Annotated in this window: 13 protein-coding genes; 11 read left to right on the forward strand and 2 right to left on the reverse strand. The window is 59.6% G+C overall.

The features are described 5' to 3' along the window. The first annotated feature begins 53 nt into the window (after window positions 1-53). The 9 genes from MCB86_RS20380 (at window position 54) to rpsA (ending at window position 13,268) form a co-directional block, all read left to right on the forward strand. The gene (locus tag MCB86_RS20380; protein ID WP_045161424.1) at window positions 54-695 is read left to right on the forward strand and encodes a peroxiredoxin; all 642 of its coding nucleotides are present in this window, start codon (window positions 54-56) and stop codon (window positions 693-695) included. A gap of 237 nt (window positions 696-932) precedes the next feature. Continuing rightward, a complete protein-coding gene (gene mtnA / locus MCB86_RS20385) occupies window positions 933-2,009 on the forward strand; it encodes an S-methyl-5-thioribose-1-phosphate isomerase (protein ID WP_045161425.1) in 1,077 nt (358 codons plus the stop codon). A 123-nt stretch (window positions 2,010-2,132) separates the two neighbouring features. After that, window positions 2,133-4,940 (forward strand): DNA gyrase subunit A, encoded by a 2,808-nt coding sequence (gene gyrA / locus MCB86_RS20390; RefSeq protein ID WP_239612011.1) that lies wholly within the window; start codon window positions 2,133-2,135, stop codon window positions 4,938-4,940. A 146-nt stretch (window positions 4,941-5,086) separates the two neighbouring features. After that, entirely contained in the window at window positions 5,087-6,172 is a 1,086-nt protein-coding gene (gene serC / locus MCB86_RS20395) for a 3-phosphoserine/phosphohydroxythreonine transaminase (RefSeq protein ID WP_239612012.1), read from the forward strand. Next, a complete protein-coding gene (gene pheA, locus MCB86_RS20400; RefSeq protein WP_045161427.1) occupies window positions 6,172-7,269 on the forward strand; it encodes a prephenate dehydratase in 1,098 nt (365 codons plus the stop codon). Before serC ends, pheA begins: the two co-directional genes overlap by 1 nt. Window positions 7,270-7,373: 104 nt before the next feature. Beyond that, entirely contained in the window at window positions 7,374-8,483 is a 1,110-nt protein-coding gene (gene hisC, locus MCB86_RS20405; protein WP_239612013.1) for a histidinol-phosphate transaminase, read from the forward strand. After that, window positions 8,480-10,726, forward strand: coding sequence for a bifunctional prephenate dehydrogenase/3-phosphoshikimate 1-carboxyvinyltransferase (locus MCB86_RS20410; RefSeq protein WP_239612014.1), 2,247 nt, complete (start codon window positions 8,480-8,482; stop codon window positions 10,724-10,726). Before hisC ends, MCB86_RS20410 begins: the two co-directional genes overlap by 4 nt. Next, complete coding sequence (cmk, locus tag MCB86_RS20415; protein ID WP_045161430.1) at window positions 10,723-11,409, forward strand: (d)CMP kinase; 687 nt, start codon at window positions 10,723-10,725, stop codon at window positions 11,407-11,409. Before MCB86_RS20410 ends, cmk begins: the two co-directional genes overlap by 4 nt. A 173-nt stretch (window positions 11,410-11,582) precedes the next feature. Then, window positions 11,583-13,268, forward strand: a complete 1,686-nt coding sequence (gene rpsA / locus MCB86_RS20420) for a 30S ribosomal protein S1 (protein WP_019339331.1) — start codon at window positions 11,583-11,585, stop codon at window positions 13,266-13,268. Between the two features lie 151 nt (window positions 13,269-13,419). Here the strand turns inward: rpsA and MCB86_RS20425 are convergent, their stop codons facing one another. Beyond that, entirely contained in the window at window positions 13,420-13,863 is a 444-nt protein-coding gene (locus MCB86_RS20425) for a MarR family transcriptional regulator (protein WP_239612015.1), read from the reverse strand. Between the two features lie 79 nt (window positions 13,864-13,942). Between MCB86_RS20425 and MCB86_RS20430 the strand changes: the two genes are divergently transcribed. Together MCB86_RS20430 and MCB86_RS20435 are read left to right on the forward strand one after the other, a co-directional pair. Beyond that, on the forward strand, window positions 13,943-15,109 hold the full coding sequence (locus MCB86_RS20430; protein WP_045161432.1) for a PLP-dependent aminotransferase family protein: 1,167 nt from the start codon (window positions 13,943-13,945) through the stop codon (window positions 15,107-15,109). Window positions 15,110-15,147: 38 nt separating this feature from the next. Beyond that, window positions 15,148-15,750 carry a glutathione S-transferase family protein gene (locus MCB86_RS20435; RefSeq protein ID WP_045161434.1) on the forward strand — a complete coding sequence of 201 codons (603 nt, stop codon included), beginning with the start codon at window positions 15,148-15,150 and terminating at the stop codon, window positions 15,748-15,750. Window positions 15,751-15,795: 45 nt separating this feature from the next. Here MCB86_RS20435 and folE read toward each other — a convergent pair whose 3' ends face one another. Beyond that, the gene (folE, locus tag MCB86_RS20440; protein ID WP_025241301.1) at window positions 15,796-16,341 is read right to left on the reverse strand and encodes a GTP cyclohydrolase I FolE; all 546 of its coding nucleotides are present in this window, start codon (window positions 16,339-16,341) and stop codon (window positions 15,796-15,798) included. Window positions 16,342-16,407 lie beyond the last annotated feature (66 nt).

Below are 16,407 nucleotides of genomic sequence, written 5' to 3' on the forward strand. Positions count from 1 at the left end.
CCCGGTCGCCCATTGCGACCGCCATCAGTAGCATGCATACGAGGAAAAAAGACATGAGCATCCGTCTCGGCGACATCGCCCCCGACTTCGAACAGGATTCCAGCGAAGGCCGCATTCGCTTTCATGAATGGCTTGGCAGCAGCTGGGGCGTGCTGTTTTCTCATCCGGCCGACTTTACGCCAGTCTGCACCACCGAGCTGGGTTTCACCGCCAAGCTTAAAGACGAGTTCGCCAAGCGCAACGTCAAAGCCATTGCGCTTTCAGTGGATCCGGTCGATTCGCATGTGAAGTGGATCGATGACATCAACGAAACCCAGAACACGCGAGTCAACTTTCCGATCCTGGCTGATGCCGACCGCAAGGTGTCCGAGCTGTACGACCTGATTCACCCCAATGCCAACGACACGTTGACGGTTCGTTCGCTGTTCGTCATCGATCCGAATAAAAAGGTGCGATTGACCATTACCTACCCGGCTAGCACTGGGCGCAACTTCAACGAAATTCTTCGTGTGATTGATTCCCTACAGCTGACTGATAACCACAAGGTCGCGACGCCGGCCAACTGGCAGGACGGCGACGAGGTGGTCATCGTGCCTTCGCTGCAGGACGAGGAAGAGCTCAAGCAGCGCTTCCCGAAGGGCTACCGCGCGGTGAAGCCTTATCTACGTCTCACCCCACAACCGAATCGCGAATAGGTACGCCACATCACAGCAATCGGCTGCCTCGGTCGGCCTTTGCTTGTGCTGGAAAAATCAGTCGATTAGGATTCGCGCCCGGGTATGGGGCGTGAGTGTCATATCACTCCGCATGACCCTTTCGAATGTTGAAGCCCGGTTCGGAGACGACCGGGCTTTTTTGTGCCGGCCCGCAATCTGTACGGACCGGTTCCGCCTCTGAATGTCAGGGGATCAGTGAACAATGAGGGGATTGCCATGCGCGAACGCTTGCTGGCCGCGGAAAAAGTGAAGGCTATCGAGTGGCAGAACGGGCAGTTACGTTTGCTCGACCAGCGCAAGTTGCCGCTGGAAGAGATATGGCATTCCTACGATTGCGCTGCTGCTGTAGCCACGGCCATCCGCGAGATGGTCGTGCGGGGCGCTCCGGCGATCGGCATCAGCGCGGCGTATGGCTTGGTAATGGGGCTCAAGGCTCGGCTCACCGAAGGCGGCGACTGGCGTACGGCGTTGGAAGCGGACTTTGAAGTGCTTGCCGATTCGCGTCCGACTGCTGTCAATCTATTCTGGGCGCTGAATCAGATGCGCGAGCGACTCGACCGTTTGAAGCCGGGCGAGGATCCGCTGACAGCTGCCGAGGCACAAGCCGTCTCCATTCACGACAGCGATCGCGAAGCCAATCTGACCATGGCGCAATTCGGTGTCGATCTGATCCGCAAGCATCAGGGCAATCCGCAAAACCTACTCACTCACTGCAATACCGGTGCACTGGCTACTGGTGGCTTCGGAACCGCGCTCGGTGTGATCCGTGCGGCGCATCTGGAGGGGCTTGTCGAGTGCGTTTATGCCGATGAAACCCGTCCCTGGTTGCAAGGCTCGCGTCTGACCGCCTGGGAGCTTGCTGGAGAGGGCGTGCCGGTCACATTGAATGCCGACTCGGCCGCTGCGCATCTTATGAAGACGCGTGGCATTACCTGGGTAATCGTGGGGGCCGACCGAATCACGGCCAACGGCGACGTTGCCAACAAGATCGGCACCTATCAGCTCGCCGTGCTCGCCATGCATCATGGCGTGCGGTTCATGGTGGTGGCGCCCAGTTCGACCATTGACATGGAGCTGGAAGCCGGCGACGACATTCCCATCGAGGAACGTGCCGGCAGCGAGTTGCTGGAAGTCAACGGCCAGCGGTTCGCGGCGGAAGTCGATGCGTTCAATCCGGTTTTCGATGTGACGCCGGCGGATCTCATCGACGCCATCGTGACCGAAAAGGGCGTGGTCGAACGACCGAATGCGGCCAAGCTCGCCGCTTTGATGAGCCGCAAACGACTCCATTGATTACTTTAGGCAAACCCGGGGATCTCTTCTCGGGTGTGCATCCTGGAGCCTCTGGCTCGCCAGCTGTGATACCATCCCGCGCTTAATCGCAGGACCCTGCTGACTACAAGGAACCAGGCTTCCATGGGCGAACTGGCCAAAGAAATCCTCCCGGTCAATATCGAAGACGAACTCAAGCAGTCCTATCTCGACTACGCCATGAGCGTAATCGTCGGACGGGCGCTGCCGGATGCGCGCGACGGATTGAAGCCCGTACATCGCCGTGTGCTTTTTGCCATGAGCGAACTGGGTAACGACTGGAACAAGCCATACAAGAAATCCGCCCGTGTGGTCGGTGATGTGATCGGTAAATACCATCCTCACGGCGACTCGGCGGTATACGACACCATCGTGCGGATGGCGCAGCCTTTCTCGTTGCGCTACATGCTGGTCGATGGCCAAGGCAACTTCGGTTCGGTGGACGGCGATAATGCCGCCGCCATGCGTTACACCGAAGTGCGGATGGCCAAGCTGGCGCACGAACTGCTGGCCGATCTGGACAAGGAAACCGTCGATTGGGTGCCCAACTACGACGGCACCGAGCAGATTCCGGCGGTCATGCCGACCAAGATCCCGAACCTGCTGGTTAACGGTTCCAGCGGTATCGCCGTGGGTATGGCGACCAATATTCCGCCGCATAACCTCGGCGAAGTCATCGATGGCTGCCTAGCGCTGATCGAGAACGCCGACATCACCATCGACGAACTGATGCAGTTCATCCCGGGTCCTGACTTCCCCACCGCCGGCATCATCAACGGCCGCGCCGGTATCGTCGAGGCCTACCGCACCGGTCGCGGACGCATCTACATGCGGGCGCGCTCGATCATCGAAGACATCGACAAGGTCGGTGGGCGTCAGCAGATCGTCATCACCGAGCTGCCTTATCAGCTGAACAAGGCGCGTCTGATCGAGAAGATCGCCGAGCTGGTTAAAGAGAAGAAGCTCGAAGGCATCACCGAGTTGCGCGACGAGTCCGACAAAGACGGCATGCGCGTGGTGATCGAGCTGCGTCGCGGTGAAGTGCCTGAGGTCATTCTCAACAATCTCTACGCCCAGACCCAGCTGCAGAGCGTGTTCGGCATCAACGTGGTGGCACTGATCGACGGCCAGCCGCGCACGCTGAACCTCAAGGAACTGCTCGAGGCCTTCGTTCGCCATCGCCGCGAAGTGGTCACCCGCCGGACCGTCTACGAGCTGCGCAAGGCGCGCGAGCGTGGGCATATCCTCGAAGGTCAGGCGGTCGCGCTGTCCAACATCGACCCGGTGATCGCCCTGATCAAGGCCTCGCCGACCCCGGCCGAGGCGAAGGAAGCGTTGATTGCCGAGGCCTGGGAATCGAGCGCCGTCGAGTCGATGGTCGAGCGTGCTGGTGCCGACTCCTGCCGCCCAGAGGGGCTTGATCCGCAGTACGGTCTGCGTGATGGCAAGTACTACCTGTCGCCGGAACAGGCTCAGGCCATTCTTGATCTGCGCCTGCACCGTCTGACGGGGCTGGAGCACGAGAAGCTGCTCAGCGAGTATCAGGAGATCCTGACCCAGATTGGTGAGCTGATCCGTATCCTTACCGATCCCGTGCGCCTGATGGAGGTCATCCGCGAGGAGCTCGAAGGCGTCAAGCGCGATTTCGGCGATGCGCGTCGCACCGAAATTCTCGAGGCGCGACTGGATCTGACCCTGGCCGACCTGATCACCGAGGAAGAGCGCGTCGTCACCATTTCCCACGGCGGCTATGCCAAGTCCCAGCCGCTGGCCGCCTATCAGGCGCAGCGCCGCGGCGGACGCGGCAAGGCGGCGACCGGCGTCAAGGAAGAGGATTACGTCGAGCATCTGTTGGTTGCCAACAGCCACACGACCCTGCTGCTGTTTTCCAGCAAGGGCAAGGTCTATTGGCTCAAGACCTATGAGATTCCGGAAGCCTCGCGCACCTCGCGCGGACGTCCGCTGGTCAACCTGCTGCCGCTTTCCGAAGGCGAGCACATCACCGCTATGCTCCAAGTCGACATTGAGGCTGCACGTCAGCAGCAGCTGAATGGCGAGGACGATGTCGAGGATGCGGAAATCATCAGCGAAGCCGATGAGGCGGAAGAGTCGCTCGACGGCGAAGAATCCGACGAGTCGATAGACGAGCCGACCGGCACCTACATCTTCATGGCGACAGCCAAGGGCACAGTGAAGAAGACTCCGCTTTCCCAGTTCAGCCGTCCGCGCAGTGTCGGTCTGATCGCGCTCGGCCTGGAGGAGGGCGATACCCTCATCGCTGCTGCGGTTACCGACGGGGCGCGTGAAGTCATGCTGTTCTCCGATGGCGGAAAGGTGATTCGCTTCAAGGAGAAGCATGTCCGCACCATGGGCCGTACTGCTCGTGGCGTTCGAGGCATGCGTCTGCCTGAAGGGCAGCGTCTGATCTCCATGCTAATCCCTGAGCCTAATGCGCAAATTCTCACCGCCAGCCTCAACGGCTACGGCAAGCGCACTGTGATCGATGAGTTCCCGCGCCGCGGTCGTGGTGGTCAGGGCGTAATCGCCATGGTGACCAACGAGCGCAACGGCCCGCTGGTCGGCGCCGTTCAGGTGCAGCAGGGCGAGGAGATCATGCTGATTTCCGACCAGGGCACGCTGGTGCGTACCCGTGTCGATGAGGTGTCGTCGCTGGGCCGTAATACCCAGGGCGTGACGCTGATCAAACTGGGCAAGAACGAGCATCTGGTTGGCCTCGAAAGGGTTCAGGAGCCCTCCGAGGAAGACGTACTGGAAGACATCGAGGCGGTTCTCGATGACGAGGCGCTGGACAAGGAAATGCCTGTCGTCAGCACCGAGCCCAGCGAAGACGAGCTGCTTGGCGGAGGCGGAGACGTACCGCCGGACGTGGTGCCTACCGACGACGAAAACTGATTCGGACGACATGCGAAGCCTTCGGTCTTCGCATGTCGGTATCGAACGGAAACCCGCTGCGGGTGAAGGGATTGCAAGCGCTGTACCTGAGCGCCTTGGCGACGGGCGGAGCGAGCATGGTATCGACCGTTTTTGAGAGTACGAAGATGAGCAAACGCGCCTTTAACTTCTGCGCAGGTCCCGCCGCGCTCCCTGAGGTCGTGCTGCAGCGCGCCCAGGCCGAACTCCTGGATTGGCAGGGGCGGGGCCTGTCTGTGATGGAAATGAGCCATCGCAGCGATGAATACACGGCGATTGCCGAAAAGGCCGAGCAGGACCTGCGCGACCTGCTGAGCATTCCGTCGAATTACAAGGTGCTGTTCCTCCAGGGCGGTGCCAGCCAGCAGTTCGCCGAGATCCCGCTGAATCTGCTACCTGAAGACGGCGTTGCAGATTACATCGATACGGGCATCTGGTCGCGCAAGAGTATCGAAGAGGCCAAGCGCTTCGGGCATATCAATGTGGCTGCCAGCGCCAGATCCTACGAGTACTTCGCCATCCCCGGGCAGAACGAGTGGAATCTGCGCGCCGATGCGGCCTATGTGCACTACGCCAGCAACGAAACCATCGGTGGGCTGCAGTTCGACTGGATACCGGAACTTGGCGACACTCCGCTGGTGGTCGACATGTCTTCGGACATCCTTTCGCGTCCGCTGGACGTGTCGCGATTCGGTCTGATCTACGCTGGCGCGCAGAAGAATATCGGCCCGTCGGGGTTGGTGGTGGTCATCGTTCGCGAGGACTTGCTGGGTCGTGCGCGTTCCAGCTGCCCGACCATGCTCGATTACAAGATCGCCGCCGACAACGGCTCCATGTACAACACGCCGGCAACCTTCTCTTGGTACCTCTCTGGGCTGGTGTTCGAGTGGCTGAAGGAGCAGGGCGGTGTCGAGGCGATGGAGCGGATCAATCGCGCCAAGAAAGACCTGCTCTATGGTGCTATCGACGCCAGTGATTTCTATTCCAACCCGATCGCCACGAATGCCCGCTCGTGGATGAATGTGCCGTTCAGGCTGGCCGATGAGCAGTTAGACAAGGTTTTCCTGGCCGGTGCCGATGCCCGTGGACTGCTCAACCTGAAAGGCCATCGCTCGGTGGGCGGCATGCGTGCTTCGATCTATAACGCGGTTGGCCTGGATGCCGTCGAGGCGCTGGTGGCCTACATGCGTGAGTTCGAGAAGGAGCACGGCTGATGAGCGATGCCGACCGACTGAAGGCGCTGCGTGTACGCATCGACAGTCTCGACGAGAAAATTCTCGAGCTGATCAGCGAGCGTGCCCGCTGCGCTCAGGACGTGGCTCGGGTCAAGACTGCCTCCCTGGCCGAAGGCGAGGAGGCAGTGTTCTATCGTCCCGAGCGTGAAGCCTGGGTGCTCAAGCACATCATGGAGCTGAACAAGGGACCGCTGGACAACGAGGAGATGGCGCGCCTTTTTCGCGAAATCATGTCGTCCTGCCTGGCGCTGGAGCAGCCGCTGCGGGTCGCTTATCTCGGCCCGGAAGGCACCTTTTCGCAAGCGGCAGCGCTCAAGCACTTCGGGCATTCGGTGATCAGCAAACCGATGGCGGCGATCGACGAGGTCTTTCGTGAAGTGGTGGCCGGTGCGGTCAATTTCGGCGTGGTGCCGGTGGAAAACTCCACCGAGGGCGCCGTCAACCACACCCTCGACAGCTTCCTCGAGCATGACATCGTCATCTGCGGTGAAGTCGAGCTGCGAATCCATCATCACCTGCTGGTGGGTGAGACGACCAAGACCGACCGCATCACTCGCATCTACTCGCACGCCCAGTCGCTGGCGCAGTGCCGCAAATGGCTGGATGCGCATTATCCGAACGTCGAGCGTGTCGCGGTTTCCAGCAATGCCGATGCCGCCAAGCGCGTCAAGAGCGAGTGGAACTCCGCTGCGATCGCGGGGGACATGGCCGCTCAGCTTTACGGCTTGAGCAAGATTGCCGAGAAGATCGAGGACCGCCCGGATAACTCCACGCGTTTCCTGATCATTGGCAACCAGGAAGTGCCGCCCACCGGCGACGACAAGACTTCGATCATCGTTTCCATGCGCAACAAACCGGGTGCGCTGCATGAGCTGCTGATGCCGTTCCATTCCAATGGCATCGATCTCACGCGGATCGAAACTCGCCCTTCACGCAGCGGCAAATGGACCTATGTATTCTTCATTGACTGCATCGGTCATCACCAGGATCCGCTGATCAAGGATGTGCTGGAGAAGATCGGGCGCGAAGCGGTGGCATTGAAGGTGCTGGGCTCTTATCCGAAGGCGGTACTTTAAAAAGCAGCTGGAAGCCGGATGCCGAAAGCTGGAAGCCGTGAGCAACGCCGAGTGCTTCAGGTTTCGAGTTCAGGCTCAGGCTTTCAGCTCCAGCGGAGCTGAACATGTCCTGTGATTTCCTCGCCCTGGCTCAGCCAGGTGTACAAAAGCTGTCGCCTTACGTGCCGGGCAAGCCGGTGGACGAACTGGCGCGCGAGCTCGATCTTGATCCTGCAACGATCGTCAAGCTGGCCAGCAACGAAAACCCGCTGGGCCCCAGCCCCAAGGTCATCGAGGCGATCAAGGCGCAGCTCGGCGAGCTGACCCGCTATCCCGACGGCAACGGCTTCGTACTGAAGCAAAAGCTGGCCGAGCGATATGGCGTCGGCATCGAGCAGGTGACGCTCGGCAACGGTTCCAATGACATTCTCGAGCTGGTCGCGCGCGCCTATCTGGCGCCTGGCCTCAATGCGGTCTTCAGTGAACATGCGTTTGCGGTCTATCCGATTGCTACACAGGCCGTGGGTGCACGAGCGAAGGCTGTTCCGGCCCGTCAATGGGGACACGATCTCGAGGCCATGCTGGCGGCTATCGACGAAAATACAGGTGTCGTATTCATCGCCAACCCCAACAACCCCACCGGTACCTGGTTCGACGCGGATGCGTTGGGTAGCTTTCTTGCCTGCGTTCCCGAGCGCGTTCTGGTCGTGCTGGACGAGGCGTATATCGAGTACGCCGACGGCGGTGAACTGCCGGATGGATTGACGTTTTTGGCCTCGCATCCCAACTTGCTGGTTTCACGAACCTTCTCAAAGGCCTTTGGGTTGGCGGCGCTGCGGGTAGGCTATGCGATCTGTTCGGCGCGGATCGCCGATGTGCTCAATCGCGTGCGTCAGCCGTTCAATGTCAACAGCCTGGCGCTTGCGGCCGCCTGTGCCGCGCTCGACGATGATCGCTATCTGGCCCAGAGCAGGGCTTGCAACACGGCTGGCATGCTCCAGCTCGAAGCGGGCTTCAGGCAGCTGGGGCTGGACTGGATTCCCTCGAAAGGCAATTTCATCGCGGTCGATTTCGGACGCGATGCAGCGCCGATCAACCAGGCTTTGTTGCGCGACGGCGTCATCGTGCGGCCGGTTGCAAGCTACGGAATGCCGACATTTCTGCGGGTTTCCATCGGCACCGAAGCGGAAAATACCCGTTTTCTAGATGCCCTGCGCAAGGCGCTCGGACGTTGAGCCGAAATGTCGAGCGGCTCTCCGATGCGCCAAAGGTACGGCGTCTGGTCGTGATCGGGTTGGGGCTGATCGGAGGCTCGTTCGCCAAGGGGCTACGTGAAGCCGGCCACTGCGCTGAAGTGGTTGGCTTCGATCTCGATCCCCGCTCCCGGGCGTTGGCTGTCGAGCTCGGTGTGGTGGATCGCTGTGCAGCCAACCTCGTTGATGCCTGCCAGGGGGCGGACGTCATTCAGCTCGCAGTCCCGATCCTGGCAATGGAACGTCTACTCACGGAGCTTGCGGCGCTCGATCTCGGAGATGCAGTGCTGACCGACGTCGGCAGCGCCAAGGGTAATGTGGTGCGCTGTGCCCGCGAGCAGTTCGGACGGATGCCGCCGCGCTTCGTGCCGGGCCATCCGATAGCCGGCTCGGAACAGAGCGGTGTTACGGCTGCCCAAAGCACGCTTTTTCGACGTCACAAGGTGATCCTGACACCTGTGGCGGAAACCGATCCAGCTGCGCTGAAACTTGTCGACAGTCTGTGGCGTGCACTGGGGGCTGATGTCGAACACATGGAGGTTCGACATCACGATGAAGTTTTGGCGGCTACCAGCCATCTGCCGCACCTGCTGGCATTTGGGCTGGTGGATTCGCTGGCGAAACGCAACGAGAATCTCGAAATATTCCGCTACGCGGCGGGTGGATTTCGTGATTTCACCCGAATAGCGGGTAGTGATCCGGTGATGTGGCATGACATCTTTCTCGCCAATCGTGAGGCGGTGCTGCATACGCTGGACGATTTTCGTGCCGACCTCGATGCGCTGCGCGCTGCGGTCGATGAAGGAGACGGGCATACCTTGTTGGGCGTGTTTACGCGCGCCAGGGCAGCCCGAGAACATTTCAGCAAAATACTGGCTCGCAGAGCCTATGTGGACGTTATGCATTCCAAAGATCTGATCTTCCTTGCCAACCCTGGCGGCAGCCTCAGCGGTCAACTGCGTGTGCCGGGCGACAAATCCATATCCCACCGTTCGATCATGCTCGGCTCGCTTGCTGAAGGCACCACCGAGGTAGAGGGGTTTCTCGAGGGTGAAGATGCCCTCGCAACCATCCAGGCATTCCGCGACATGGGCGTGGTCATCGAAGGGCCGAATCAGGGGCGCGTGACGGTCCATGGCGTTGGCCTGCATGGTTTGAAGCCGCCGCCAGGCCCGATCTACCTCGGCAATTCGGGGACCTCAATGCGTCTGCTGTCCGGCTTGCTCGCCGCCCAGTCGTTCGACACCACGCTGACCGGTGACGCTTCGCTATCCAAGCGACCAATGAATCGTGTGGCCAAGCCGCTGCGCGAAATGGGCGCGGTGATCGAGACCGCAGCCGAGGGGCGCCCACCGGTGACCATCCGTGGCGGCCAGAAACTTTCCGGAATGCAGTACGTAATGCCGATGGCCAGCGCTCAGGTCAAATCCTGCCTGCTCCTGGCAGGTTTGTATGCGGCAGAAAAAACCTCGGTCACCGAGCCAGCACCGACGCGGGACCATACCGAGCGGATGTTGCGAGGTTTCGGTTATCCGGTACAGGTAGAAGGCAATACCGCTACGGTCGAATCGGGTCATACGTTGCGTTCGACTCATATCGAGGTGCCAGCCGATATTTCCTCCTCGGCCTTTTTCATGGTGGCAGCCAGCATCGCGCCGGGTTCGGACATTACCCTGGAACATGTCGGGATCAACCCGACGCGTACCGGCGTTATCGATATTCTCAAGCTGATGGGTGCCAGCATCGAGCTGACCAATCTGCGTGAAGTGGGCGGTGAGCCGGTTGCCGATATCCGTGTGCGTGCGGCGCAGCTCAAGGGTATCGACATTCCGGAAAGTCTCGTCCCGCTGGCGATTGACGAATTCCCGGTGCTGTTCGTAGCTGCCGCCTGCGCAGAGGGTCGGACCACCTTGCGGGGTGCCGAAGAGTTGCGGGTCAAGGAGTCCGACCGTATTCAGGTAATGGCCGATGGTCTGCAGGCGCTGGGCGTGAAGGCCACACCGACGCCGGATGGGATTATCATTGAGGGCGGCGGCCCCATCGCGGGTGGCGAAGTCTGGGCGCACGGTGATCATCGGATAGCAATGTCCTTCAGCGTTGCTGCGCTTCGGGCCAGCGCACCGATCCGCATTCATGACTGCGCTAACGTGGCGACTTCGTTCCCGAACTTCCTTGCGCTGGCCGAGCGGGCCGGAATGCGGGTGGGTGTGGAGGGTAATTCATGATCAGCCAGATCCCAGTCATCACCATCGACGGCCCGAGCGGGTCCGGCAAGGGTACGGTTGCGGCGTTGTTGGCGGCGAAACTGGGGTGGAACTTTCTCGATTCCGGTGCGCTTTACCGTTTGCTGGCTTTTGCTGCCCGTAATCATGGTGTCGACCTGACCAACGAGGAGGCGCTCAAGCTGCTGGCAGCTCACCTGGATGTGCAGTTCGGTGCAGCCAAAAGCGGCCACGGCATGCAGATCATTCTCGAGGGCGAAGACGTCACCCTCGCGATTCGCAACGAGCAGGTCGGCGCCGGAGCCTCGCAGGTCGCTGCATTACCGGTGGTGCGTGAGGCGCTGTTGCAGCGCCAGAAGGCGTTCCGCGAACCGCCCGGGCTGGTCGCGGATGGCCGAGACATGGGGACCGTGGTTTTTCCTGACGCACCCTTGAAGATATTTCTCACTGCCAGTGCGGAGGAAAGAGCTCGTCGCCGTTTCCTGCAGTTGAAGGACAAGGGTGATGATGTTAATCTCGCGAGTCTTCTTGATGAGATACGGGTTCGCGATGAGCGCGACACCCAGCGTGAAGTGGCTCCGCTGAAGCCAGCAGACGATGCGGTACAGCTGGATTCCACGGATCTTTCCATCGAGCAGGTGTTAGGACAGATTCTGAGCGAAGTCGCCAAGCGCGATTTCGCCTGATGATCGGCCGCCGCGAGGCGGCCATGACGGTTCCTGAGGTTCAGGGCTGTTAACAAGGAGGCATGTGGGAGACCAGATCTAGTCCCGCAGGCCTTTTTTTATATGAATGAACCCACTTCTATCTGGGATGTGGAGATTGGGCGGATCCTCGCCCGAAAACAGCAGGAATAAACATGAGCGAAAGCTTTGCAGAACTTTTTGAAGAAAGCCTAAAAACCCTCGACATGCAGCCGGGTGCGATCATCACCGGCATCGTGGTCGACATCGATGGTGACTGGGTCACTGTCCATGCCGGTCTGAAGTCAGAGGGCGTCATCCCGGTCGAGCAGTTCTACAACGAGCAGGGCGAGCTGACCATCAGCGTGGGTGACGAAGTTCACGTTGCGCTGGACGCGGTTGAAGATGGCTTTGGCGAAACCAAGCTGTCCCGCGAAAAAGCCAAGCGTGCAGAGTGCTGGATTGTTCTGGAAGCGGCTTTCGCAGCTGAGGAAGTGGTCAAGGGCGTTATCAACGGTAAGGTTAAGGGCGGCTTCACTGTCGACGTTAACGGCATCCGTGCGTTCCTGCCAGGTTCCCTGGTTGATGTTCGTCCAGTGCGTGATACCACCCACCTGGAAGGCAAGGAACTCGAGTTCAAGGTCATCAAGCTCGACCAGAAGCGCAACAACGTTGTCGTTTCCCGTCGTAGCGTCCTGGAAGCCGAGAACAGCGCCGAGCGCGAAGCGCTGCTGGAATCGCTGCAGGAAGGCCAGCAGGTCAAGGGTATCGTCAAGAACCTCACGGATTACGGCGCATTCGTCGATCTGGGCGGCGTCGATGGCCTGCTGCACATCACCGACATGGCCTGGAAGCGCATCAAGCATCCGTCGGAAATCGTCAATGTTGGCGATGAGATCGACGTCAAGGTGCTGAAGTTCGACCGCGAGCGTAACCGCGTATCGCTGGGTCTGAAGCAGCTGGGCGAAGACCCATGGGTTGCCATCAAGGCCCGTTACCCGGAAAACACCCGTGTCATGGCCCGCGTTACCAACCTCACCGACTACGGCTGCTTCGCCGAGCTGGAAGAGGGTGTCGAAGGCCTGGTACACGTTTCCGAAATGGACTGGACCAACAAGAACATTCACCCGTCGAAGGTCGTACAGGTCGGCGACGAAGTGGAAGTCATGGTTCTGGACATCGACGAAGAGCGTCGTCGTATCTCCCTGGGCATCAAGCAGTGCAAGTCCAACCCGTGGGAAGACTTCTCTGGCCAGTTCAACAAGGGCGACCGCATCTCCGGCACCATCAAGTCGATCACCGATTTCGGTATCTTCATTGGTCTGGACGGCGGCATCGACGGTCTGGTTCATCTGTCCGACATCTCTTGGAACGAAGCTGGCGAAGAAGCCGTGCGTCGCTTCAAGAAGGGCGACGAGCTGGACACCGTCATCCTGTCGGTCGATCCGGAGCGTGAGCGCATCTCCCTGGGCATCAAGCAGCTGGAAGACGATCCGTTCTCCAACTACGCCGCTGTCAATGACAAGGGCAGCATCGTTCGCGGTACTGTGAAAGAAGTTGACGCCAAAGGCGCCATCATCGACCTGGGCAACGATATCGAAGCGACCCTGAAAGCCTCTGAAATCAGCCGTGACCGCGTTGAAGATGCGCGCAACGTCCTGAAAGAAGGTGAAGAAGTCGAAGCCAAGATCATCAGCATCGACCGTAAGAGCCGCGTCATCAGCCTGTCCATCAAGTCGAAAGACGTTGAGGACGAGAAGGATGCGATGAAGGAGCTGCGTACCAAGCAGGACGTAGAGCCGGCTGCCGGTCCGACCACCATCGGTGATCTGATCCGCGCGCAAATGGAAAATCAGAACTAAGTTAGTTCTGTGATCCATTGAAAAAGGGCGACTTCGGTCGCCCTTTTTTGTAGGCGCTTTTCGTGTCGATCAGCTCTTCGCTTCGTTGCATCCTGCCGCTAAAGCGTTCGGAGGCGACTGGTTGTACGTCCAGCCGGGCGCGCTGTGCGGTTCAGTCTCGAACAGTGCTGGCCGCTAGCGCCTGATTCACCGCCAACCAACCGGCTACCGCTTCTTCACCCATTTGCTTGAACGTCCGCTCGAGCAGGCGCACCTGTTCCCGCCGGAGCGCCTGTTCCAACTTGGCCCCTTCGGCAGTGAAGCGCAGCATGCGCTTGCGTTTGTCCTCCTCCGCGGTTCTGCTTTCGACCAAATGCATCTCGATAAGCTGTCGCAGCGGAATGTTCAGTGCCTGCTTGCTTACGCCCAGATAGCCGAGCAGCTCCTTGACGCTGAGGTCAGGGTAGCTGGCGATGAAGAACAGAATGCGGTGGTGCACCCGGGACAGCCCGCGGCGTGCGAGCATTTCGTCCGGCTTGGTGGTGAAAGCCTGATAGCCGAGAAAGAAACTTTCCATGATTTGGCGTTGAATCGTGCTTTTTTTTAGGTCAGTCATATTGACGTATTCACGACCGTAGGCGTAATTTTGGTCAAGTAGTTTGACTTATTTTATTACTTCCTGCATCTGGTGCCCCATGGCTTTCTCCGAACGTGTCGACCGCCTGAAAAGCTCGCTGATCCGTGAAATTCTTGCTGCTGCTCAGCGCCCCGAGGTGATGTCGTTTGCCGGAGGGCTGCCTGCCGAGTCGATGTTGCCCAAGGTCGAATGGGCGCAGATGCCGGCGAGCATGGGGCAGTACGGCATGAGCGAGGGTGAGCCGGCGTTACGCGAAGCGATCGCCGCCGAAGCGCGCGAGCTCGGTGTCGATTGCTCCGCCAGCCAAGTCCTTATCGTCAGTGGTTCTCAGCAAACGTTGGATCTCGCATCAAAGCTGTTCATCGACGTCGGCACCGAGGTGCTGCTCGAAGCCCCGACCTATCTGGCGGCGCTTCAAATCTTTCAATTGTTCGGTGCCGACTGTCTGGCGGTGCCGCAGGAGGCCGACGGTCCATCGTTGGTCGCGTTGCGCCAACGGCTGGAGCAGCACAAGCCAGCGTTCGCCTACCTGATCCCGACTTTTCAAAACCCCTCCGCGGTGCGTTACAGCGAAGAAAAACGCGATGCGGTTGCGGCTCTACTCGACGAGTTCAATGTAGTCCTGATCGAGGATGAGCCTTATCGCGAACTGGTTTTCGACGAAAGCAGCGCCAGGCCCATCGTCAGCCGCATGCGCAAGGCAAGCTGGATATACACCGGTACGGTCTCCAAGACTTTGCTGCCAGGGCTGCGGGTGGGTTACCTGATCGCAACGCCCGATCTTTTCCCTTACTTGCTGCGGCTCAAGCAGTCGGCTGACCTGCACACCAACCGCATTGGTCAGTGGCAGGCGCTGCAGTGGCTTGGAAGCGAGCAATATCGTACGCACCTAAGGGAGCTACGCCGCTTCTATCGTCTGCGCCGTGATGCAATGCAGGCCGCGCTAACGGAGCACTTTGGCGACCTGGCCGACTGGCAGATCCCGCAGGGCGGTCTGTTCTTCTGGTTGCGGCTGAAATGTCCTGTGGATACGCGAACGCTGCTCAATCCTGCCCTCGAACAGGATGTGGTATTCATGCCGGGCGAGCCATTCTTCATCGATCCCGAGCAAAACCTGGGGTATCTGAGGTTGAATTTCAGCCATGTTGCCCCGGACCGGCTGGATGAAGGCGTGTGCCGGCTAGCGAAGGTGATTCGCGGGTGCGAGATAGCCGATGCGGCCTAATCAAGGTATTGATGCTTGCGTTGCCCAGGAGGGAGGAGATGTACAAGGTTTACGGCGATTATCGTTCAGGCAACTGCTACAAAGTGAGATTGATGCTGCATCTGCTCGGTCGAGATTATGAGTGGGTACCGGTGGATATTCTTCGTGGCGAGAGCCGCGAGGAAGCGTTTCTGAAGAAGAACCCCAACGGCAAGATTCCCGTACTGGAGTTAGAGGACGGCACCTGCTTGTGGGAGTCGAATGCGATCCTCAATTTCCTCGCGGATGGATCCGAGCTGTTGCCCACGGATCCGCGTCTGCGCACTCAGGTTCTACAGTGGCAGTTCTTCGAGCAGTACAGTCATGAGCCGTTTATCGCCGTAGCGCGATTCATCAAGGTTTATCTGGGCCTGCCCGATGATCGCCTCGATGAGTATGCGGCCAAGCAACTGGATGGTTATCGAGCGCTGGATGTCATGGAGCAGCAGCTGCAGCGCACGCCGTTTCTGGTTGGCGATCGCTACTCGATTGCGGATGTAGCGCTATATGCCTATACGCACGTGGCTGAAGAGGGTGGCTTTTGGCTGGCCAGGTACCCTGCGATCTGTGCCTGGCTGCAGCGCGTTGCAAGCCATCCGCGGCATGTGGGCATGTACGAATAAAAGAAGACGAGAGGAGGTCTGGAGGCTGGCGAGCCTCCAGCTGGACTACTTCACCAGGCCGAGGAACTCGCTGCGGGTGGCCGCGTTCTCGCGGAATTGGCCGAGCATGACCGAGGTGACCATCGAAGAATTCTGCTTCTCGACGCCACGCATCATCATGCACATGTGCTGGGCCTCAATGACGACTGCCACGCCCCAGGCGCCCGTGACCGTTTGAATCGCTTCGGCGATTTCACGCGTGAGATTTTCCTGAATCTGCAGTCGGCGAGCGTACATGTCGACGATGCGCGCGACCTTCGAGAGTCCGAGCACCTTGCCGTTGGGCAGATAGGCAACGTGAGCCTTGCCAATGAACGGGAGCATATGGTGCTCGCACAACGAGTACAGTTCGATGTTCTTCACCAGAACCATTTCGCTGTTGTCGGAGCTGAACAGCGCACCGTTGGTGACTTCCTCGAGTGTCTGCTGATAGCCCTTGCACAGGTACTGCATGGCTTTGGCTGCGCGCTTGGGCGTATCGAGCAGGCCCTCGCGGTTGACGTCCTCACCCAGCTGGCCAAGGATCGCGGTGTAATGTGTTTCCAGGGACATATGACTACCTGTCAGGCGTGCAAGAAAGCGCGAATGCGAAGGTTAGGGGGTCGGCCGCTGGGCTGC

It is taken from the genome of Pseudomonas sp. KSR10 (assembly GCF_022355455.1).
Taxonomy (GTDB): domain Bacteria; phylum Pseudomonadota; class Gammaproteobacteria; order Pseudomonadales; family Pseudomonadaceae; genus Stutzerimonas; species Stutzerimonas stutzeri_E.